This window comes from Anatilimnocola aggregata (genome assembly GCF_007747655.1).
In the GTDB taxonomy this organism is placed as follows: Bacteria; Planctomycetota; Planctomycetia; order Pirellulales; family Pirellulaceae; genus Anatilimnocola; species Anatilimnocola aggregata.
Genome location: NZ_CP036274.1, coordinates 5,021,001 through 5,041,478, shown reverse-complemented (window position 1 = coordinate 5,041,478; position 20,478 = coordinate 5,021,001). Strand labels below are relative to the sequence as shown.

Annotated in this window: 21 protein-coding genes; 13 read left to right on the top strand and 8 right to left on the bottom strand. The window is 57.0% G+C overall.

Annotated elements, in window-relative coordinates:
• Positions 1–700: 700 nt before the first annotated feature.
• The 4 genes from ETAA8_RS18770 to ETAA8_RS18755 all read left to right on the top strand — a co-directional run bounded on the left by ETAA8_RS18770 (position 701) and on the right by ETAA8_RS18755 (position 7,719).
• On the top strand, positions 701–3,127 hold the full coding sequence (locus ETAA8_RS18770) for a DUF1549 domain-containing protein (protein WP_145091700.1): 2,427 nt from the start codon (positions 701–703) through the stop codon (positions 3,125–3,127).
• 85 nt (positions 3,128–3,212) lie between these two features.
• A complete protein-coding gene (locus ETAA8_RS18765) occupies positions 3,213–4,529 on the top strand; it encodes a DUF1501 domain-containing protein (RefSeq protein WP_145091697.1) in 1,317 nt (438 codons plus the stop codon).
• A gap of 197 nt (positions 4,530–4,726) precedes the next feature.
• On the top strand, positions 4,727–6,121 hold the full coding sequence (locus tag ETAA8_RS18760) for an arylsulfatase B (protein WP_145091694.1): 1,395 nt from the start codon (positions 4,727–4,729) through the stop codon (positions 6,119–6,121).
• Positions 6,122–6,264: 143 nt separating this feature from the next.
• Positions 6,265–7,719: a sulfatase gene (locus tag ETAA8_RS18755; protein WP_238397419.1), complete on the top strand. Its 1,455-nt coding sequence runs from the start codon at positions 6,265–6,267 to the stop codon at positions 7,717–7,719.
• Between the two features lie 60 nt (positions 7,720–7,779).
• On the opposite strand, the gene ETAA8_RS18750 is transcribed toward ETAA8_RS18755, so the two are convergent.
• Complete coding sequence (locus tag ETAA8_RS18750; protein WP_145091688.1) at positions 7,780–7,971, bottom strand: hypothetical protein; 192 nt, start codon at positions 7,969–7,971, stop codon at positions 7,780–7,782.
• Positions 7,972–8,247: 276 nt separating this feature from the next.
• Between ETAA8_RS18750 and ETAA8_RS18745 the strand changes: the two genes are divergently transcribed.
• Positions 8,248–8,511: a hypothetical protein gene (locus ETAA8_RS18745; RefSeq protein ID WP_145091685.1), complete on the top strand. Its 264-nt coding sequence runs from the start codon at positions 8,248–8,250 to the stop codon at positions 8,509–8,511.
• An 18-nt stretch (positions 8,512–8,529) separates the two neighbouring features.
• Here the strand turns inward: ETAA8_RS18745 and ETAA8_RS18740 are convergent, their stop codons facing one another.
• The 7 genes from ETAA8_RS18740 to ETAA8_RS18710 form a co-directional block, all read right to left on the bottom strand.
• Positions 8,530–10,101 (bottom strand): protein kinase domain-containing protein, encoded by a 1,572-nt coding sequence (locus ETAA8_RS18740; RefSeq protein WP_145091682.1) that lies wholly within the window; start codon positions 10,099–10,101, stop codon positions 8,530–8,532.
• 133 nt (positions 10,102–10,234) lie between these two features.
• Positions 10,235–10,951: a class I SAM-dependent methyltransferase gene (locus ETAA8_RS18735; protein WP_145091679.1), complete on the bottom strand. Its 717-nt coding sequence runs from the start codon at positions 10,949–10,951 to the stop codon at positions 10,235–10,237.
• A complete protein-coding gene (locus ETAA8_RS18730) occupies positions 10,951–11,787 on the bottom strand; it encodes a TatD family hydrolase (protein ID WP_145091676.1) in 837 nt (278 codons plus the stop codon). The genes ETAA8_RS18735 and ETAA8_RS18730 overlap by 1 nt, the downstream gene beginning before the upstream one ends.
• 60 nt (positions 11,788–11,847) lie before the next feature.
• Positions 11,848–12,120, bottom strand: coding sequence for a hypothetical protein (locus ETAA8_RS18725; RefSeq protein ID WP_145091674.1), 273 nt, complete (start codon positions 12,118–12,120; stop codon positions 11,848–11,850).
• 393 nt (positions 12,121–12,513) lie between these two features.
• Positions 12,514–13,728 carry a hypothetical protein gene (locus tag ETAA8_RS18720; RefSeq protein ID WP_202921078.1) on the bottom strand — a complete coding sequence of 405 codons (1,215 nt, stop codon included), beginning with the start codon at positions 13,726–13,728 and terminating at the stop codon, positions 12,514–12,516.
• Positions 13,718–14,224 (bottom strand): anti-sigma factor family protein, encoded by a 507-nt coding sequence (locus ETAA8_RS18715; protein WP_145091668.1) that lies wholly within the window; start codon positions 14,222–14,224, stop codon positions 13,718–13,720. Before ETAA8_RS18715 ends, ETAA8_RS18720 begins: the two co-directional genes overlap by 11 nt.
• Before the next feature lie 26 nt (positions 14,225–14,250).
• Complete coding sequence (locus ETAA8_RS18710; protein ID WP_145091665.1) at positions 14,251–14,922, bottom strand: RNA polymerase sigma factor; 672 nt, start codon at positions 14,920–14,922, stop codon at positions 14,251–14,253.
• 346 nt (positions 14,923–15,268) lie between these two features.
• On the opposite strand from ETAA8_RS18710, the gene lexA reads away from it, so the two are divergent.
• The 8 genes from lexA (at position 15,269) to ETAA8_RS18670 (ending at position 20,454) form a co-directional block, all read left to right on the top strand.
• Positions 15,269–15,886, top strand: a complete 618-nt coding sequence (gene lexA / locus ETAA8_RS18705) for a transcriptional repressor LexA (RefSeq protein WP_202921077.1) — start codon at positions 15,269–15,271, stop codon at positions 15,884–15,886.
• Between the two features lie 276 nt (positions 15,887–16,162).
• Complete coding sequence (locus ETAA8_RS18700; RefSeq protein ID WP_145091662.1) at positions 16,163–16,408, top strand: hypothetical protein; 246 nt, start codon at positions 16,163–16,165, stop codon at positions 16,406–16,408.
• Complete coding sequence (locus tag ETAA8_RS18695) at positions 16,383–17,045, top strand: pilus assembly FimT family protein (protein ID WP_145091659.1); 663 nt, start codon at positions 16,383–16,385, stop codon at positions 17,043–17,045. Before ETAA8_RS18700 ends, ETAA8_RS18695 begins: the two co-directional genes overlap by 26 nt.
• A gap of 36 nt (positions 17,046–17,081) precedes the next feature.
• Positions 17,082–18,140: a pilus assembly protein PilM gene (pilM, locus tag ETAA8_RS18690; protein WP_145091656.1), complete on the top strand. Its 1,059-nt coding sequence runs from the start codon at positions 17,082–17,084 to the stop codon at positions 18,138–18,140.
• A 15-nt stretch (positions 18,141–18,155) separates the two neighbouring features.
• On the top strand, positions 18,156–18,896 hold the full coding sequence (locus ETAA8_RS18685) for a hypothetical protein (RefSeq protein WP_145091653.1): 741 nt from the start codon (positions 18,156–18,158) through the stop codon (positions 18,894–18,896).
• On the top strand, positions 18,893–19,144 hold the full coding sequence (locus ETAA8_RS18680) for a hypothetical protein (RefSeq protein WP_145091650.1): 252 nt from the start codon (positions 18,893–18,895) through the stop codon (positions 19,142–19,144). The genes ETAA8_RS18685 and ETAA8_RS18680 overlap by 4 nt, the downstream gene beginning before the upstream one ends.
• Positions 19,145–19,147: 3 nt before the next feature.
• Positions 19,148–19,726, top strand: a complete 579-nt coding sequence (gene pilO, locus ETAA8_RS18675) for a type IV pilus inner membrane component PilO (RefSeq protein WP_145091648.1) — start codon at positions 19,148–19,150, stop codon at positions 19,724–19,726.
• Positions 19,727–19,785: 59 nt separating this feature from the next.
• Positions 19,786–20,454, top strand: a complete 669-nt coding sequence (locus ETAA8_RS18670; protein WP_145091646.1) for a hypothetical protein — start codon at positions 19,786–19,788, stop codon at positions 20,452–20,454.
• Positions 20,455–20,478 lie beyond the last annotated feature (24 nt).

The window sequence follows — 20,478 nt, the reverse complement described above, 5'->3', positions numbered from 1 at the left end:
GCGAGGGAAGAATAAATGGGGCCGATGTCAGGACTCATTGAATTGCAATCTGGCCGATGTCAGTCTTCGGCCAAGGCCAGCTCACCGCGAGCCGATGTAGCAGGCGGATTGTATCATTCTCCAATTCGCGTACATACAATCGTTTGCTCAGCCAACCGCTCGGTGTGAACCGCGCCAACTGAGTACCCGCATTGTGGTCGACATTCTAAAAAACTTCTGCGCGTATTCGGACCGCTAAGATGCCAGTTTTTCGCAGGCGTCGGGCGGACCCAAGGCGGTGCACAGCACAGGAAGTAAGACCGATGATGCGGATGTGCGACCCTTCGCTCTACCCTATGGCGTCGCTAAAACGCCCGACTCGCGGAGAAGCCACTGCACAGATACCAAGGCGGGACGGGATGTGACCTAAAAGTGAATGTCGTGACATATTAAATAGCGCAAAATTTCATTTCCAGCCAATATTTGTCTCCATCTACGACTCTTGATACTATGACGCCGAGTGCTGAACGCGTTGCCTCCCCCTTTGCCTCCGATGCTGCAAGATCGGCGGGAAAAGGCGACGACCGGCATCCCTAACCGCTTCTCAGCCGACGAAATCCTGCCTCGACGAAAACCCTGATCGAACGATTCCCTGCCAAGTTGAGAGTGATCGAATTAGACGGAGCGTCGCTCACCTGCCCCCTTCGCGGAGTCTGTTGGAATGTCGACACTTTTCCCTGCGCGGATTCGATCCGTTCTCTTCGTGTTATCTTCGGCGTGCCTCGTGTGGTCGTCGACCAGTGAAGCGGCCAAGCCCACGGCCACAGGCGCCGGCAAATCTGTCGACAAAGCGACCGCGGTTTCCAGCGTCGACGTTCGTTGGGGTGAAGCGAGTGCGACAGACGTGCCCGATTTTAGTCGCCATGTGGTGCCGCTGATGGGCAAGGTCGGCTGCAATAATCGGGCGTGCCACGGTTCGTTTCAAGGGCAGAATGGGTTCCGCCTCAGTTTGTTCGGTCACGATTCGGCGATGGACTTTGCCGAACTGACGACCGACGAAGGCAAGGGGCCGCGCGTCGTGCCGGGCAAGCCAGCCAAGAGTTTGGCGCTGAGAAAGCCTAGCGGCAGCGTCGATCACGAAGGAGGCAAACTGTTCGAGCCCGACACTTGGCAGTATCGCTTGTTCGAACAATGGATCGCCTCGGGCGCGAAGTACGATGCCGAGACTGAGCCCAAGCTTGTTCGCGTCGATCTGACTCCACACGAAGCGTCGTTAAAGAAGTCGACCGGTGATACGGCCCAACTGAAGCTAACGGCTTGGTATTCTGACGGCACTCAAGAGGACGTGACGCCGCTAACCGTGTTCACTACGAACGACGAAACGGTCGTCGACGTCGACGAGACGGGCCGCGTCACGGTAAAGGGGCCGGGCGACACGGCCGTAGTGGCCAACTACGCGGGTGCCGTTGTCACGTCGCTGTTCATCGTGCCGTTCGAAGGGACGCCCGACGGCACCGCAGATTTCGAGTATTTGGCAAACAATCCCATTGATAATTTCGTCGCGGCCAAGCTCCGCAAGGTCGGCATCAGGCCTAGCGATTTGGCCGACGATGCGACGTTCTTGCGCCGCGCCCATCTCGACGCCATCGGCACGCTGCCGACGGCCGACGAGACGCGAGCCTTCCTCTCCGACAAGAGCAAAACCAAGCGGGCCGAACTCATCAACCGTCTGCTCGATCGGCCCGAGTACGCAATGTATTGGGCCACGAAGTTTTCCGATTGGACGGGCAACGACAATCGCTTTACGCCGCAGCCCCGCGAGAAAACCGGCTGGCTGTGGCACAACTGGCTGCGGGACAAGTTGCAGCGCAACGTGCCGTACGACGAGATCGTCGAAGGGTTCATCACAGCCACGACCCGCGAGGGGCGCAGCGAGAAGGAGACTGTCGACGAATACGTTACGCTTCTGAAGAAGATCACCAAGGGCTTCGACGAAGACACGTACGCCGCCCGCCGGACGAACGATATGTTCTGGAAGAAGGCCACGAACGGGTCGAAGACCATGGCCCTACAATCAGCCTATGCCTTCTTGGGCATCCGGCTCGAGTGCGCCGAGTGCCACAAGCATCCGTTCGATCAATGGACGCAGGCCGACTTCAACGGATTCACGCGGTTCTTCGGCGTAGTGTCGAAGGGGACGCCCGGCGACGAACCGAAGGGGCTGCCAAAGATCGGCAAGAACGATTTCAAGTATCTCGAAGTAGCACTACAGTCGGACAATGACCTTGAGAAGCTGATCGGCAAGAACCCGCCGAAGCTGTTGGCCGGCGACGACGTTCCCTATCGCCAAGGGGAAGACCCGCGTGTAGTGCTGATGCAGTGGATGCGCTCGCCCAACAATCGCTACTTTTCGCGGGCCATTGCCAATCGGTTGTGGGGGCACTATTTCGGCCGGGGCATTGTGAACCCGGTCGACGATCTGAACGCGGCCAACCCGCCGTCGAACCCTCGACTACTGGATTGGCTGGGGCAAGACTTTGTCGCGCACGACTTCGACCTAAAGCATCTGCATCGCCGGATCATGAACAGCCGCACATATCAACTCTCTTGGGAACCCAACGAGAGCAACAAGCTCGACGAGAGGAACTTTTCGCATGCTCTGCTCCGCCGCATGCCGGCCGAGGTGGTGATGGATGCGATCAATCAAACCACCGGCGGCAGCGACAAGTACGACGAGACCAACGCGCCCGAGGGAACGAAGACCATCAACTTGGCGCTGTCGCGATTGCGCGGTGGCGGGCCGGAATACGTATTGGGCATCTTCGGCCGGCCGTTGCGAACGCAAGTTTGCGACTGCGAGCGCAGCGTTGAGACTGGCTTGGCGCAGGCCATGTATCTGCTGAACGACGTCGACATAAACCAAAAAATCGCTGCTGCGAAGGGACATCTCGCGAAACTGGTGAAGCAAATCCCCGATGATGCCCAGCTCGTCGACGAGTTGTATCTGAGCACGCTGAATCGAATGCCGGAGGACGACGAACGCGAGCGGACCCTGGCCTATGTAAAGGGAGCCGAGTCGCGTCAGACGGGCATGCAAGACGTGCTCTGGAGTTTGCTCAACCTCCGCGAGTTTGTGTTTATTCACTAATTGATCTGTTCACGGGGCATCTCCCGCGTGCAAACTTGCGGGCACACACTCCGCGGCCAAATACCGTACTGAGGACATCATTTCCATGACCAAACGAACTTACTGCGATGGATTACGACGCCGCGATTTTCTTCGAGCCGGGGCCGTCGGCTCATTGGGTCTCGGCCTGGCCGACTTGCTGCGCTGGGAAGCCACTGGGGCCATGCCTGCAGAACGTCGCGGCAAGAATGGCATCTTCATCTATCTGCCGGGCGGACAGTCGCATCTTGACACCTTCGACATGAAGCCTGACTCGAAACACGACTACGTCCGCGGCGAGTTCAAGCCGATCCACACGAACGTCGCCGGACTCGACGTGTGCGAGCACTTGCCGCACATGGCCAAGCAGGCAGATAAATACGTCGTCATTCGCAACGTTTGCCACACGTTAGCCGCCCACGCGCCAGGGCAACAATACATGCGCAGCGGCAACCGGCCCATTGCGTCGCTCGAATACCCAAATATCGGTTCCGTGGTGGCAAAGGAACACGTGGCACCGGCGGGCATTCCCCCCTATGTGTCGTTGCCAATCTCGCGTACCAACGGTGGTGTCGAAACGGCCGGCTATTTGGGCGTCGCCTACACGTCATTCTCGGTCGGCTCCGACGCCAATTCCCCCGACTTTGACGTACGTGCGTTGGCCATGCCAGGCGGTCTGACGATGAAGCGCATCGACGCTCGCTTTGAACTCATGCAGGGGCTCGATTCGAAATTCCGTAACGCGTCGCTCGTCAGCTCGCAACTCGACGGCATGGACCGGTTCTATCAGCAGGCCTACGAGATTCTGCACTCCACGGCGGCGCGTAAAGCGTTCGATATCAACAGCGTGCCCGACAAGCAACGCGAACGCTACGGCCGCACGCCGTTCGGTCAGTCGTGCTTGCTGGCCCGGCGACTTGTCGAGGCTGGGGTGCGCTGCGTCTCGCTCGACTTCGGCAGTTGGGACACGCATGCCAAGAACTTTGAAAACCTGAAAAACAAGATGTTGCCGCCGTTCGACCAAGGCGTGGCCGCGCTGATGGAAGACCTGTCGGAATCCGGCCTGATGGAAGACACGGTGGTTTGGTGTACCGGCGAGTTCGGCCGCACGCCGAAGGTGAACCCCAACGCCGGCCGCGACCACTGGGCCCGTGGCATGAGCATGATCATGGCCGGTGGCGGCATCCAAGGGGGCCGCGTCGTCGGCCAAACCAACGCTGACGGCGAAGAGCCGGCTGGCAAGTCGTACACGCCCGAAGATGCCGCGGCCAGTTACTTCCACGCGCTGGGTATCGACTCGAAGAAAGAATACCACACGCCGAGCGGTCGCCCGGTGATGATCGTCCGCGGCGGCGCACCGATCCCGGAGTTGTTCGAGTCTTAGTCGCAGAGTCGCGGCACGTTTCGATGTGCTGAGTTACTCGACATTCCGGACCTTCGCCTGCGGTAAAGTCGTCGGTTAAATCTGCGATTGGTACTAAGTTGACCATGCATTTACCCGGCCCGATACTATCTCCGTCGGTCGTACCCGCAGGAAACCCATGGCCGGCCTGATCACCCTCTCCGTCGCCTGGATATGTTATGCGTTTACTATACAGATTAGCTACGCTAATCGTTGCTGCCGGCTCGTTCTGCCTGCCGTTTTCGCCAGCTTTTGCCGAGCAGATACAACCTTCTGGCCGCGTACCCAATATAGTATTGATACTTGCCGACGATCTGGGCTGGAGCGACGTGGGTTGGCACGGTGGCTTCAGCAAGACGCCGCACATGGACCAGTTGGTAAAGACCGGCATCGAACTCGACCAGCATTATGTACAGCCCGTTTGCACGCCAACCCGCACCGCACTAATGAGTGGCCGATATCCTGGCCGGTTTGGTCCGCACGCGCTGGCGCCGAGTAACTTGCGGGCGATGCCCATGGGAACGGTTACGCTGGCTTCTGCGCTGCAGTCGCTGGGTTATACAACGGCGCAAACGGGCAAGTGGCATCTCGGGGCTAAGCCCGAATGGGGGCCGAACGTGTTCGGTTTTCAGCACGGGTATGGCACGTTAACCGGTGCAGCTGATCCTTGGACGCACAAGTATCGTAAAGGGCCCTACGAAGACACCTGGCACCGCGATGGCAAACTGTTTCATGAAGAAGGGAACGCCACCGAACTCGTAGCAGCAGAAGCCGTCAAGCGAATTGAGCAGGCCAAAGGCCCCTGGTTCGTTTATGTCCCTTTTCATGCCGTACATACGCCCGTCGATGCACCCGATGAATACAAAAAGTTGTATGCAGGGATGAAGTTCCACGACGATCCGGAAAAACAGGATTCCCGGCTGCGAATGGCGGCCATGGTCTCGCAGCTTGATGCGAAGATTGGCCAATTCGTCGCCGCCCTGGAAAAAACCAAACAGCGAGACAATACACTGATTGTTTTCACCAGTGATAACGGCGGGATCGAGTCGCTCAAGAATGCCTATGTGGGTGAAGTCGGGCACTCACCGCTCAATAGTGAGAACGACCCGCTGCGTGGTCAAAAGGCTACTCTGTATGAAGGTGGCACACGCGTTTGTGCATTCGTAAATTGGCCTGGCAAACTAAAGCCGGGGAAGCATGTCACCCCGATGCACGCGGTGGATTGGTTTCCCACCATTGCGACAGTCGTCAGCTACCAGCCTGCAGCGGACTTGAACTGGGACGGGGTCGATCAATGGAATTCCATTACGGGGAGGCAGGCTGCGGTGAAGGACCGCGTTATTTACATTGCCCAGAACGCTGGGAATGCCTCGTTGCGTCACGGAGATTGGAAATTGATTGCGCGCAGAGAGGGCAAACCGGAATTATTCAACATCGCTGCCGATCCCTACGAGAAAGAGGATCTCGCCGGCGAAGAAATAGAGCGAGTTGCCAAACTCCGAGAGTTGCTGCAGGCCGAACGCGCCAAGGATCAGCCAACTTTGCCTGCCGATCTGGTTGGCTTGCCGAAGTAGGTCGTTCAATAACCAAAATTCATCAGAGACCTCTTTCCATGCGATCTCCCCATTTAATGTTGACTGTTGCTTTGCATTTAGCCGTTGGCATCGCGGCGTTTGCGGTTTCTAGTGAAGCTGCGAGTCCCAAGCAGCCCAATATCATGGTCGTGCTTGTGGACGACATGGGTATCATGGATACCTCGGTTCCTTTCTTGACAGACGCTGCCGGCGAACCGAAGCGCTATCCGCTGAACGATTACTACCGCACCCCGAGCATGGAGCGACTGGCCAAGCAGGGAATTCGCTTCAACAACTTTTATGCCATGAACGTCTGCTCGCCGACGCGCTGCTCGATCATGACGGGGCAGAACGGCGCGCGGCATCGAACGACGCAGTGGATCAGCCCTGCAAACAACAACCGCGGCCCCTCGGGACCACCCGCCTGGAATTGGGCCGGGCTCAAGAAGAACGATGTCACGTTGCCGCGACTGCTGCAGTCGGCCGGCTATCGCACAATTCATGTCGGGAAGGGGCATTTTGGCCCCAATGGAAGCGAAGGTGAGGATCCGAAGAACATTGGCTTCGATGTGAACATTGCTGGCCGCGCTATTGGTTCGCCGGGTAGTTACTACGGCAAGCAGAACTACGGCAGCTTGCCGAACAAGAACGGCAAGAGATCCGGAAATGCGGTGTTCGGATTAGACAAGTATCACGGTACAGATACCTTTCTCACCGACGCTCTAACCAGCGAGGCCAAACGCGAAGTGGCCGCCGCAGTCAAAGCAGAGAAGCCGTTCTTTCTCTACTTTGCCCATTACGCGGTTCACTCGCCCTTCAATTCGGATCCGAGGTTTGCCGCGAACTATGCCAACTCGGGTAAGCCCGCCAACGCACAGGCCTTTGCCACGTTGATCGAGGGAATGGATCAGTCGCTGGGACAGATGCTCGACGAACTGAATGCCCTCGGCGTTGCCGAGAATACGCTGGTGGTCTTCCTGGGTGACAACGGCTCCGATGCTCCGCTTGGTCCCGAACATGACGTCGCCTGTGCGGCGCCACTTCGTGGCAAGAAGGGAACGCACTACGAAGGGGGGATGCGGGTGCCGTTTATTGCTGCCTGGGGAAAGGCGGATGCAAAGAACGCCTTTCAGCAGCAATTGCCCATTGCAACTGGCAAGATTCAGCCGCAGCCGGCAGCAGTCTACGATCTCTTTCCGACAATCCTTGAATTGGCACAAGTGAAGAGCGCCGAAGGCCATAAGGTCGACGGTACTTCGCTGGCAACGTTGATCAGCGGCAAAGCAGATCCCAAGCGGGAGGAATCGTTCCTGATGCATTTTCCCCACTCGCCGCATCGTAGCGAGTACTTCACCAGTTTGCGGCAGGGGGATTGGAAAGTGATTTATCACTATCCGCCGAGCAAGAAGTTCGGCACCAAGAGATACGAGCTTTACAACCTGAAGACGGATCCGTTTGAGTCGCAGGATGTGGCGAAGTCCCAGCCTGCTGAACTTCAGCGGATGATGGCACTGCTAGTCGAAAAACTGACTCAGCAGCAAGCGCTTTATCCAGTAGGCGAGGATGGGATGACGGAGTTGAAGCCGCTCTTGCCGTAGTCCTGGCATGGTGCTCATGACTGAGGGCCAGCGAGTTTTTGACTAACTTGCCGACGAGCCCTATGCCGCCGGTCGGAGCTGGCGAATCTCGTCGAAGAGTCCTTGCGCGTTTTCCAAGCCACCAACGCTGGTGACAAAGGCGGTAATCATCCGCACTTGTTCCACCGTGGCTTCAATACCTTCTTCTTCAAGCAACTCTTGAATTTCGTCGATTTGCAGATCTTCGAGGCGGACGGGCACTTCGTCGGACATGAGGTTTCTCCGGGCCAAAATAAGGCACTTCGGGCAAGTCTCGCGGCAGGTTCTGTTAGCAAGATCGACCGCTGCCAGGAGGTGTCATGCACCGGCAGAACGCCATCGCTATAGGCCGAATGATAGCTAAGGTCTGACGTTACTATGCGTAAGCTGGGCGAAGGTTGTCGAACAGGTGATGAAAACGGAATATGCCGCTGTCACTACGCCGATGTTGGATGCAGGCCTGCCTTTCAGGTGAAGAATCCTTCGGGTTGCGGTTTGGTGGTTGCGTATATGCCTCATGCGGAATTGACCCAGCACGTGCGTTTGCTTGTTGCCGAAGCCTTTGCCCGCGCGAACATGCCGCAGCCCACCGAGTTCAGCGAGAGCATTCTCATTAAGGGTGGCAACTACTGCGGTCGTCGCTTTGTCGGCAACGGTGGCCATGCTATCTGGTTCGTCGAAGAAAACCAGGTGAAGGTCTACTCAGGTAACGGCCGCCTCGCGCACGTCATCTCGACACTAGTTCCCCAAACTCCGATGCGTCGCGCTGCCTGATCGTTGGCACGTGCAAACTTAAGAAGTCTTCGTTGCGGGCAACGGTTCAACTTTGTACTTGCTGAAGAGTGCCTCTACCTGATCGCGCAATTGAGTGTCGAGGCCAGAGAGTTTGGCGCGATTCAGATTCAGAGTGGGAAGCCGCTCGCGCACTTCATCTTTCCGGTCCTGCCGATCGAGCACGACAGCTTCGCCGGCCAAACCTTGCAGCCGGAATTCGCTTTCGGTTTCCTCCAGGCTGGCGAGTTCATGATAAAGGGTGTATGCCTCGCTAAAGCGGTTTTCCTGCACATACCAACTGGCCAGACGCCCCTTGGCCAGGCGTGTCAGTCGTTGGCGGTGCGGATTCGTGCCCGCGGGAAAGTACTCCCAGACGGCCTTCCAGGCAGGTTCGATCTTGGACAATTGCTCGGTGTTATTCTGAGCCAGCAGAGCCGCTCCATATTGCTCGTCGATGGTCTCGTACTTCTTCACGACCGTTGTTGGCAGGTTACTAGCGACTAGTAATGGTGGCGGCAACTGTGTCCAGGCAATGACGGAGCCGATCACGAAGGCAAGCACGACGAGGCCCATCACGGTGAGCCAACCAGATCCCTTTCTCCGATTCATTGCCTGCTTCAGCATGGCACGCGAAAGTTGTTGCGTTGCTGCGTTCAATGCCGGGGTGTTGCTGACGGAATCGAGGCCCCACAAAGGCATATCAGCGAGCCAGTCGTCGGCCAGGCCATCGATCTTCAGGCTGCGCAGTTCTTTAAGGAGGTCGATGGGGCGCTGATACCGTTCGTCCGCCTTTTTGGCGAGAAGTCGATGGACGATGCGGCAGAGACCGGAGGGGACATCGGGGCGCAGCGATTCCAACCGAACGGGTTCGTTCTTAAGGTGCTGTACGGCCACGGCAAGGGCCGAGTCACCATCGAATGGAGGTCGACCAGCTAGCACGTGATAGGCGGTTACGCCGAGGGAATAGAGATCACTGCGGGGATCGACAGCCTTACCTTCAACCTGCTCTGGACTCATGTACAACGGCGTCCCCATTGTCATGCCGATTTGCGTCAATTCGAGTTTGTCGCTCCCCGCTGCAATGCGGGCGAGGCCAAAGTCTGCCACCTTCACGTCTCCGGAGGTCGAGAGCATGATGTTTTCGGGCTTGATATCCCGATGGATGATTCCCTCATCCGCAGCTTTTTGCAGCGCAGCTGCAACTTGCCTAAGTATCAGTGCCACTTGGGGCGCATCGAAGGGGCGGCCACGATGAGTCAGCAACTGCTTGAGATTTCGCCCCGGTACGTACTCCTGAACGATGTAATGTACACCGTCGACACAGCCCACTTCGTGAATCTGTACGATGTTTGCGTGCACCAGTTTGGCAGCCGCCTGCGCTTCGTGATGAAAACGGCGGACATAGGTTTCGTTCGCGGCCAGGTTTTGCCGGAGCACTTTGAATGCAACTTGCCGCTCTAGCGAGATCTGCTGGGCAAGATAGACCTCGGCCATTCCTCCTCGCCCCAAGCGGCGAAGCAATTGGTAATCGCCCAGGCGACGCCCGACCAGATCGGGTTCGGCAGAAACTTCGCCGGGAGATTCGGTCATGAATGAAGTGCAACAGGAGGGGCGGAACAGGCTGGGGAAGCTCGAAGTTCGCGAGACGTCTGTCACCAGTTAGTATGCGTTGCCAGCCGCTATAGGGCAACTCGCCTGCGAATCGCATTCTCCGCAGAGTCGCTTACTTAGTAGTCGTAGCAGCCCAATAGAGCGAAGGGGACGCAATCATTTGTCCCCAGCGGGCGAGAAGCAACCGCGCTGCGGATTTTAGCTTGCCTCCAACACCGCGATCGCTAAACGAAACGAAAGCGGTTCGCCGTAATTCGCGGACAGTAAAGTTGGCCGCTAGTTCAGCTCGCAATGATTCGAGATCGAACGACTTCTGGTGCCCCCAGCGATGAAACAATGCTCCACAACAAGGGCAAACAACAGCTCCGGATTTGAGATCTTCGTTGTAAGGGACCGTACCATGAAACCAGCCCCCCGGTTTCAGCACGCGCGCAATTTCCGACAGGCCTGCGGTTCGCTGTTCGTTATTCAGGTGTTCAAGGACTTCGGAGGCAACGACAGCGTCGAATGTGTGGCTCGCTAGCTCCATCCGCTCGATATAACCGGTGTGTCCGACGATTCCAGCGTTTTGAAGTCGTTCAATGGCAGCCGCATCGGGGTCGAGCGAATGAACGTCCCAGTTCAGTGCTACGGCGAGTTGCTCGAACAATCCGTTGCCGACACCAACATTCAGCACCACAGGTCGACTGGAAGACGATCGCCTGGCAATACACCGAATGATGTGTTCGAGCCTTGGTTTAGCTGCAGCAAACGCGTCAGGATCCGCATTCTGAAAATGCGACCAAATACGATCTTGCGAGAAACCAGGCGGCGGCACTGCATCAGTCATCAGCGTGCATCAACCGTCTCGCTGGCATCCCGCGGCGTAAATCGAAATCCCTGACTCTGGCTGAAATACTGCAGTGGGTTCTCGTACACGATCTTGCGAATGAGGCTTTCAGGATGTTTGCGACGACGCATCTCCATGATGAAATCAGGAACCGCGGTAGGCTTACTCGGTCCCCAATCGCCGGCCGAGTTCACCATCAGGCGTTCGGGGCCATACATTTCGATAATGTCGGCCGCGCGTGATGGCGTACATTTGGTTACCGGATAGAGAGTCATTCCCGCCCAAAAGCCTTCGTCGAGTACATGTCTCACCGTGTGTTCTTCGACGTGATCCACCAACACGCGGTTGCGATCGATTCGACGATCGCTGGTGAGCATATCCAGAATCATCCGGGTGCCTTGAAACTTGTCTTCAAGGTGCGGGGTGTGAATGAGAATCTGCTGTTCGTACTGAATGGCCAGTTCCATGTGCTCGAGAAACACAATCGCCTCATTGCGAGTGTTCTTGTTGAGCCCGATTTCGCCAATGCCCAGCACGTTGGGCTTGTGGATGAACTCAGGAATCATGGCAATCACTTCACGTGACAGGCTGACATTCTCGGCTTCCTTGGCGTTGATGCAGAGCCAGCAGAAGTGCTGAATGCCATATTGCGCCGCACGCTTCGGTTCGACTTCGGTCAGTTGACGAAAGTAATCGCGAAAGCCATCGACGGTGCCGCGGTCAAAGCCGGCCCAAAACGCGGGCTCGCTGAGTGCCACGCAACCCATGCGGGCAAGCGTTTCGTAGTCGTCGGTGATCCGCGAAACCATGTGAATATGCGGGTCGATGTAATCCATAGCTATTGTCGATCAATCTGCGAAGTTAGTTCGTGAGTGCCAGCGGTGCGGCGAGATTGTTCAGCGAGGTCTGACCTTGAGGTTCTGTAGCCAGGCGCTGTCGTAAGGGCGAGAAAATGTGAGCTGCACTTGCTCCGCTCGATCACTCGAAGAGTTTCTGCTGGCCGACTTGGTGAGTAGGTCGATTGCCTCGTGAATCCGCTTTAGCCTGGGATCGTCAGCGACGGTATCATCCGAGCGCTCAAGCCGATCCAGCATCGCGGCCAGATCGAGAATGCGGCAGCGAATCTCCAAGAATTCACGATTCAGCGTTTCAACAGCAGTCAGCGACATGGGTCATCACTTGCGAAGCCTGAACCGCCGAGCGGCTTGGGCGAGGGAGGGGTATCTAAGGTGGGAATCACCGGCTCAGCAACTCGAGTGGGAGGCAGTTATCCTCAACTGTTAGTTTCCCGTCGCGTCGCCCGAAAATCAAGCTGCTTAGCCACTTGGTCGCAGGCTAATTTCATCCTACATGTTCAACTTTCACCCTCATTGTTGAACACCAATCTGCCGGAAACCCGAGAGTTACGCAGTTCACTGTTCAACAATTAACCCAATTGTTGAACGCCCCCCGCTTGAGCGGCTCGCGTGCCAAGCCGTCGCTTGAAGATCGCTCGGCCTTGCAGTTAATCGCTCTCGAAGTCAGTCCCATCAGCCCATTACTGCCGACTTGTCACTGGCGACTCATTCGGGCTGAAGTGGCGCAGGCTCACCCTTCTGGCTATCAGCAGGATTCTCAGCCGGTGGCGCAACAGCGGGAGCAGGGCGCTCGCCATTTTTAAATTTACTCGGCGGCGGTCGTTCGCCACTGGGACCAAAACCACCTCGCCCGGGACCGCCCCGACCGCGTTCTATACCACCCGGACCACCCGGACCGCGATCAGAACCATCTCGCTCCGAGCCCTTTCGCTCCGGTCCTGGAGGTCCACCGCCGGGACCAGCTGAAACTGGACCGCCGGGACCGCCCATGCCGGGTCGAAAACTTCCGGGAAATCCAGGGCCGCCCATTCCACCGCGCCAGCCCTCACGGCTTGGCCACTGTTGCCAATGAAAGCGCCAGGTGAGTTCGCGTTTGGCTTCTTCCGGGGACTTTCTCTCCAATCGCTCGCGCTCGTCGGGACGCATTTCTTTGAAGACTTTTTGCAATTCTTCGTCACTCACTTGCGGCAGAACCTTGCTGATCATGGCAGTGAAAATCCACTGCCGCGCGAGCATCTGCTTCTCGTCCGGCGTTTTCGCCGATTCGAGCGCCAGTCGCGTTGCCTGAGACAAGGTCGGCAGTAGTCGCTCGAGGTCGTCGCGAATCGGCATTGGGAAATCACTGCGGGGCCCGCGCATGATGATGCCCCGCATCAAACTGCGACGGCGGGCTACTTCCTCCTGTCCTTTTAGTCTATCCGCGTAGTCCTTCGGCAGTCGCTCCATGTATTGTTCTTCGTGAGCCTTCATGAACTCGTCGAGCCAGCTGAAAATGGCATCAATATCGGCTTCCGGCAATTGCTTCCCGCCTAAGTCTCGCAGACGCGATCGTTCTTGCTCCTGCATCAGTTCCTTGATCCGTCCAATTCGTTGGTCCGAGGAAAGTTCGAGCAAGTCTGCGCGCTGCTTGGTGGTGAGGGTTTTCAGCCACTCGTGATAGCGATCGAGCGTGCTATGCAGTTGCTCACGATGGTCGGACGAAGCAATTGCCGCGTTCAGATTCCGCATGCGGTCCTGCTCTTCGGCCGACATCGCTTCAAAGCGTTCTTTTTTCTGCAGTAAGACATTTTTCTCTTCTGCTGTGAGCTTTTCGAGTGTTTCACGCGTGGTTGGTTCGCCGCGCACGGAACTCGGATCGGCGCATGCAAGTAAACCAGTTAGCATCACTCCAGTCGCAAATTTCCGCATGCTAGATTGCATCTTCACCCTCTCCTGCAAACAGGCCTTCCTGACGCAATCGCTCCAAGAACTCGACGCTTTCGACGTGGCGATACTGATCGACTCGCTCAATCACCGGCAGATCTCGCAGCAACTGCCGTTCAGGGGCTTGCAGCTGATACTGCACGACAACAAATCCGGCGGCGGCCGAAAGTGCAACCGCGAGCCCCCCTCCAATCCACCAGGCAACTTTTCGCCGCTCGGCAGCGGCTTGCAACTGTTCCGCCTCTTTACCCTCTTGAATGGCAACCATCTCGACGGTCGAACGCGTGAACTCGACGTCTGGCTCGGCTTTGTGAAGGATATCGAGCAGATCCCAAGCTTTTTGCAATTGGGCCAGTTTTTGCTGATATGCCACATCATCGGCGAGCCGGCGTTCGACGCGCACCTGGTCGGCGGCTTCTAGTTCGCCGTCGAGGTAAGCGACGAGTTCTTCCTCGACCACGGCCGCATCGAGTTGGGTACGTTCAACATTCATAGGAGAAGACCATTTATCGGCAACAGTTAAACGACATCTTCTGCATCGGCGGCAGCCAATTCACCCGGCCGCACACCACTCTCGAAATAGGGAGCCAAAATTACGCGCAGATTCTCGCGTCCTCGCGACAGCAGGGACTTAGTGGCTTGCACGGTCATTTCCATCGCTGCGGCAATATCCTGATAGCTCATCCCCTCGAATTTGCTCAGCAGCAACGCCATTCGTTGGCGAGGATTGAGCGACTCGAGTGCCAATTGAACCACTTCAGCTGCTTCGGCTTTGTCCAATGCGCGCGTCGGCAACTGACCGCTGGCGGCGAGGGCCAATTGATCGAGTTGCATGGGTGCCGAGTCACTGTTTCCGGGGCGGGACGGCATTCCCACTTCTTTGCGTCGTGATTTGGAACGGAGGGAATTGCTGGCCACATTGTTGGCAATGGTAAACAGCCAGGTGCTAAACTTCGCCCCCGGTTCGTACCGTTCGCGCGCGCGAAACACACGCAAGAACACTTCCTGAGCCAAGTCCTCGGCCTGTTCGCGGTTGTTGACCAGGTGTTCAAGCACCGTCAGCAGTCGGCCTTGGTAACGCAGCACGAGTTCTTCGAAGGCAGCGGCGTTGCCCGCGCGCACTTGAAGCATCAAGCGCACATCGGGGTCAGCTTGTTCGTAAGACAGTGGCTGAGTTTGACTAAGCGACACGCCTTCTCCTCTGTTGCCTCGGTGTTCGAGTGGGCAGCGATCCGTACTGTTCGGTTTTAATTCAAGGGAATCGCCAAGATTCAGTCTACCGCAGGTCCCAGCTTCTGCCACACTGCCCGCAACCGCCTCGAATCGAGCCGTTCCGAAAACTGCTCAGCACTACGCTCACGAAACATTCAACCCCGCAACAAACGTTGAGTTCCTCCTGGCGGCGGCGCGTCAGTCGATCGAGGAGAAAGTTTCCATTCCTGTACAAATGCTATTGAAAGTGTACAGCCGTATATTACAATCGCCGATTGCAATAGGTAACTCACTCCGCGAATCGACGGTAATAAGGACGCCTCCCATGTCGATGACCGATCAACTTACCAAACGCCAGTTGGCAGTGTTTGAGTTCATTCGCGAGCAGGTTAGCACGCGCGGATATGGACCCACCGTACGTGAAATCGGCTTGCATTTCGAAATTAGCTCGCCCAATGGTGTGATGTGTCATCTGCGAGCGCTGGAGAAAAAGGGGTTGCTTAACCGCGTTCGCAAGCAAGAGCGAGCCGTAGCTCGGGCAATCGAACTTGCGCCGGAACTGCTCGAAGAAACACGTGGCTTGCCACTCGTCGGTGCCGTTGCTGCCGGTCCAACGACACTCGCTTGGGAACAGTCCGAAAGAGTCGACTTCGGCCAAATGTTCACGCGCAAAAACGTGTTTGTTCTGCAAGTGCGGGGCGAATCGATGATCGAAGCTCAAATTGCCGATGGCGATTACGTGGTTGTTAAAAAACAAAAGACCGCCCAACCGGGGCAAATGGTCGTGGCCCAGACGGAAGATGACGAAGCCACCCTCAAGTATTGGCATCCCGAGGGGAATCGCATTCGTTTGCAGCCTGCCAATTCGAGCATGGCACCCATTTATGTCGCCGATGCAACGGTGTTGGGTGTGGTCATCGGCGTTGTCCGCGATATGAACTAGCACTTGACGTAGTGCAAGCCACATTGGTTGTTCACTCAGAATTCCTTCCGGCAAGGTGCATTTCCCACTTGCCAGTTTGTAAAACGCTCTTGCGTTATCTTGGCGAAACGCCGAAAGTCCCGTCTTGGGCGGAGCTTTTGCGCGCATTTTGAATCGGCTTCTTCATGCGGGCGCAGTAAGTTTCCCTGGCCGGGATCGTTATCGAAGCGAGCTGATTTCGCTCCTTTGAATGGTTCTCCGGAATATTCCGCCAGTAGGAATCAGGAGCATTGTGCCATGAAATTCCAACTTCCGAACTGTTCCGCGTTGGTCATTGCCGGTGGCGTTGGTTTGTACGTGCTAGGGTTTTATAGCAGCAGCGGTGCCGCGCCTCAGGGCGGACAGCCGCCGTTTGCTAATCCAATCGACCAACGCAACGAGATGATTCGCGAACTGCGCGAGATCAAGGAATTGCTGAAGGAGCAGAACAGTTTGCTCCGCGGCACGACAAAGCCCAATGCCACTGCGACACCTCAGCGCTGACCAAACCACTAAGCCCGCGATTTCATCGCGGGTGACTGGTCGCTGTTTGGGCAGCCTGACCGCGGGCTTCTCGCTCTTAGAAGTACTGGTGGTCGTAACTATTCTTGGCATTCTGGCCGGGATGGCGATTCCTTATTTAACGGCCACTTCCATCGATCAATTGCAGGCGGTAGCGGAGGTTATTGTCTCAGACATCGACTATGCGCGCAATCTAGCGATCTCGAATGGTTCAGAGTATCGCCTGACTCTTCAGCCCGCCCAAAATCGCTATCAGTTAACACACAGCGGAACAAACACGCTGCTGCACGCGCTCCCCACATCTCCCTTTAAATCCCCTGGAGATACGGTCGCGCAGCAGACAACCCGCATCGATCACCTACCGATTGGTTCGGGCTACGTTCAGTTGCTGGGAGCGAAGCGTGCGACCGGCAGCACCACCGAGCTTACCGAACTCACATTCACGGCACTGGGTGGTACGAGCATTCCCGAGAACACATTGATCTGGCTCACTGCTGGGCAAGGTGCTGGTCGGCGATACATCGCTGTACGAGTGAATGCCGCCACCGGCATCGCTGAAATAGATCCCCTCACGGGAACTGCTCCCACGGGCCTGGCCGCGTTGAGTTCACTCCGGTAAGTACCTTTTCACATTCACTCCCTTGAAGAACGATCCATGATTAGCTGGCTTGGCAAGCATCGATGCGGACCCGTCGGCGTCGACCTCGGCGCACGGTCCATCAAGCTCGTGCAGCTGTCAGCTGACCGCCTGCACTTGATTGATGCTTGTCGATGGGAGTTGCCTCCGATTCAGCCGAACACTTCGTTCGAACAACATATTGCCCGCTGGTCGGAAGGCTTGGCCAAAGCGCTCGAAGGGCGGGCTTTTCGTGGGCGCGAAGTGGTCGTTTGTCTCGGCGATCGGCAGCTGTTTCTGCAGAACGTTCGCGTGCCGCGCGAGATGGGTGCGCACATGCACCGCCTTGTGGCACAGGAAGCTGCGGGACGACTACCCTTCGGCATCGACGAGGCCGAACTGCGTTTTGTCGAAGCGGCCGATGTTCGCCAGGGTGATGCAACCCTGCGAGAGGTGATTGTCTTCGCCTGTCAGCGAACAGTATTGCAGCAAACCCTCCAGATGGTCGAAACAGCCAAGCTGAATCCGGTTGCCGTTGACGTGGAACCCGCCGCGCTGGCCCGTTGCTATGCGGCTCAGTTTCGTCGCGAAGACGACAAGAACGAACGAGCGCTCATTGTACACGTGGGTTATTCACGCACTGCTGCCGTGATCGCCCAGGGCGATGAGATGCTGTTTGTCAAATACATCGAAATTGGGGGCTCGCATTTTGATGCTGCCATCGCGCGGCATCTGAAAATGGACGCGAGCGAAGCGACGCTGCTTCGCAAGCACAACGGAGATCGTCGCAGCGATATGCAGGATCCTGAAGTGGCCCGGAGTGTGGCCGAGGCCAGTCGGCCGGTGATCGAGCGTCTCGGTGGCGAACTCTCGATGTGTATTCGCTATCACAGCGTGACTTTTCGCGGCCAACCGTTGGTGCGAATGGTACTCGGCGGTGGTGAATCCACGCCCCAGCTACTTGAATCGCTGGGGCGCCACCTCGACGTGAAGTGCGAACTGAGCGATCCGTTTCGTTCATTTCCGACGGTTCCCAATCTGGGCCGCAAGGGCCAATGGGATGTTGCCACAGGTCTCGCTCTGCGCGAGTTGAACTAGCGAGTAGGTTAAGCAATGCAAGCCATCGACTTTTTGCCAGAACATTACCGCGAGCGGCGTAAGCAGTGCCGCGTGCGCTGGTGGTGGGCACTCGTCGTGTGCTTGTTTGGTGGCATTGTCGTGACCACTTCTAGTTTGCAGTTCTTGAACGTTCAGCGCATCAAGCACGAAGTCACGCGCCTTGAGTCGCAGGTTGCCACGGTGCGCCAACTCGATCAGCACCTCTTGGAAATTGAAACAAAGGTAGCCACGCTCAGCCACAGCGCGAATCTATACACGTTCCTGCGTCATCCGTGGCCGCGGACGCAAATCCTTGCTGCCGTCGTGCATCCACTCCCGCCCAATATCGAACTCTCCAGCATCCGCATTGCCGAGTCTCTGGTGGCGAAGGCATCTGCAGTTTCTGCATCGACCGAAGGGAGCGAGAACGTCGCTCAGCCTCATCCGGCGATTGCTGACCTCCAACAACTGCATGACTCGCACGATTCGCAACGAGTGATGGTTGTGATCGAAGGCACGGCAAGAGAAGTCGAGACCTTGCATGGATATCTCGAAGCTCTCGCGCAGCATCCGTTAATTGTGGAGGCCCGACTGAATTCACTCGAGACGCGCAAACTTGAAACACACTCGTTGGTCGTCTTTCAACTGCAACTCAGTACCAGGCCGGGGCATGGGCTAACCGATGGGCCCAGTGGTCCGCTGGTCAACCAAGTGCCCCCCGCCACAGCAACGTTTCGTGAAGAGGCACTGCGATGAACATCATCCGCATACAGCCGGAGCCAGAAACGCGACCAAGCTCGCTGGGCAAGTGGGCCCTCGGGATTGCGATGTTCGCTGCATTTGTGATTCCGTTCCTCCTGTTGATTGCCAGCGCCAGGTATCGAGTGTTCGTGGCACAGGCCAAGCACACATTCGGGATTTCGCAAATTCCATCCAAAGAAGTGCGGAACACAAGCTCAGCCGCGACGCTAACACCTCGCCTCGTCGAGGAGGCTGGCAACTAAGCCATGATCAAAACGAAAACTACTTCCGCCCGCAGTCTCCCGTCGTGGGCAGTGACCGGTCTCGTGGCTGCGCTGGCGGTCCTTTATACGCTGTTCATATTCCTGCCTACCCAGCGGAACGCAACGAAACTCAGGTCGAAGAAGTATGAGTTGATGCAGTACGTCTCGAATCAAACCAAGATGAGCGACAAGATCGAGAAGGCCCTGCAGCGGCAGCGGGATATTGAAGTAACCACGACTAATTGGCTCCAGCAAGCTCCGCGGGCTGGTGATGTGGGGCGCAATCTATCGGCCATCACCCAGCACGCCCGGGGAGCGGGAGTGATCATTCAGCGATTTGACCCGCAGCCGATGGTACCGCTCAAAGTGGTGGCACAGCAGTCGATTTCGGTGGCGCTGGAGGGAAACTTCCAGCAGGTCTTCGATTTCCTGGAACGGGTGGAAACGATGCCCCACCGAGTTTGGATCACCAATCTGACCGTCAGCAGCGCCTCAGAAGATGCACAAACCTTGCGGGCTGAGATGACTTTGACGATTTTTGCCGACCTTGCCGAAAATTCCGGTTCGGCAAAGTCAACTTAACCGATGAATAGATCTAAGCGCAGCCGCGCTCCCCAACTCGTTGCAAACCAGGCAAAGCCGTGAAGCTAGACAAACTGCTAAAACGACTAAAACGCGATCTGGCAGCTAGCCCGCAAAAAGCGGGCGCGCTGGGCCTGATGATGCTGGTTGCGCTCTACTTCTGGGCGCCGCTGGTCCTTAAGTGGGGCAAGGGAAAAGCCAAGTCGAACTCGATCGCAGTCAGTCAAGTAATTCTCACCGACGATCCTGTGCTAGCGAAGGCGGTCCCACATCCAGCCACGGATAGTGGTCGCTGGGAACACGTCCGTCAGGCCATTGCTACCGACCAGATGATGGTCCCCGCCACGCATCATGTTAGTTGGTCCAACCCCTTCAGCCGCCTGCGTGAACCGCCCAAGACAGAAAACGAAGTGGGTTCGACTGAGCCGGTTCTGCCCCACACGCCGCAAGTGGCAACGCCAGAGCCAACGGTCGACAAAGAACACCTCGCGGGTGTGATGATCTCAAGCATCTTGCTGGGCAAGCGGCACGCCGTGGTAATCCGCGGGACCGTCTATCGAATCAACGATCAACTCTCCCTTGGCGGCGAAGATGGCAAGCCCGCCCTGGAGTTGCGGATTGTCGGTATCGACGAGTCAGGAATCGATTTAACGCATCAGGGCAAAACTTACCGCATCGAACGACTCCGGCCGAAGCTTTCGCCGGGCGACCACGTGCGGCAGGAATAGTTCGCGCGGACGCAACTAACAAAG

Coding starts and splice junctions, on each gene's coding strand:
- ETAA8_RS18770 (WP_145091700.1), top strand. CDS start 701: ATGTCGACACTTTTCCCTGCGCGGATTCGATCCGTTCTCTTCGTGTTA.
- ETAA8_RS18765 (WP_145091697.1), top strand. CDS start 3,213: ATGACCAAACGAACTTACTGCGATGGATTACGACGCCGCGATTTTCTT.
- ETAA8_RS18760 (WP_145091694.1), top strand. CDS start 4,727: ATGCGTTTACTATACAGATTAGCTACGCTAATCGTTGCTGCCGGCTCG.
- ETAA8_RS18755 (WP_238397419.1), top strand. CDS start 6,265: ATGGTCGTGCTTGTGGACGACATGGGTATCATGGATACCTCGGTTCCT.
- ETAA8_RS18750 (WP_145091688.1), bottom strand. CDS start 7,971: ATGTCCGACGAAGTGCCCGTCCGCCTCGAAGATCTGCAAATCGACGAA.
- ETAA8_RS18745 (WP_145091685.1), top strand. CDS start 8,248: ATGCCTCATGCGGAATTGACCCAGCACGTGCGTTTGCTTGTTGCCGAA.
- ETAA8_RS18740 (WP_145091682.1), bottom strand. CDS start 10,101: ATGACCGAATCTCCCGGCGAAGTTTCTGCCGAACCCGATCTGGTCGGG.
- ETAA8_RS18735 (WP_145091679.1), bottom strand. CDS start 10,951: ATGACTGATGCAGTGCCGCCGCCTGGTTTCTCGCAAGATCGTATTTGG.
- ETAA8_RS18730 (WP_145091676.1), bottom strand. CDS start 11,787: ATGGATTACATCGACCCGCATATTCACATGGTTTCGCGGATCACCGAC.
- ETAA8_RS18725 (WP_145091674.1), bottom strand. CDS start 12,120: ATGTCGCTGACTGCTGTTGAAACGCTGAATCGTGAATTCTTGGAGATT.
- ETAA8_RS18720 (WP_202921078.1), bottom strand. CDS start 13,728: ATGCAATCTAGCATGCGGAAATTTGCGACTGGAGTGATGCTAACTGGT.
- ETAA8_RS18715 (WP_145091668.1), bottom strand. CDS start 14,224: ATGAATGTTGAACGTACCCAACTCGATGCGGCCGTGGTCGAGGAAGAA.
- lexA (WP_202921077.1), top strand. CDS start 15,269: ATGTCGATGACCGATCAACTTACCAAACGCCAGTTGGCAGTGTTTGAG.
- ETAA8_RS18700 (WP_145091662.1), top strand. CDS start 16,163: ATGAAATTCCAACTTCCGAACTGTTCCGCGTTGGTCATTGCCGGTGGC.
- ETAA8_RS18695 (WP_145091659.1), top strand. CDS start 16,383: ATGCCACTGCGACACCTCAGCGCTGACCAAACCACTAAGCCCGCGATT.
- pilM (WP_145091656.1), top strand. CDS start 17,082: ATGATTAGCTGGCTTGGCAAGCATCGATGCGGACCCGTCGGCGTCGAC.
- ETAA8_RS18685 (WP_145091653.1), top strand. CDS start 18,156: ATGCAAGCCATCGACTTTTTGCCAGAACATTACCGCGAGCGGCGTAAG.
- ETAA8_RS18680 (WP_145091650.1), top strand. CDS start 18,893: ATGAACATCATCCGCATACAGCCGGAGCCAGAAACGCGACCAAGCTCG.
- pilO (WP_145091648.1), top strand. CDS start 19,148: ATGATCAAAACGAAAACTACTTCCGCCCGCAGTCTCCCGTCGTGGGCA.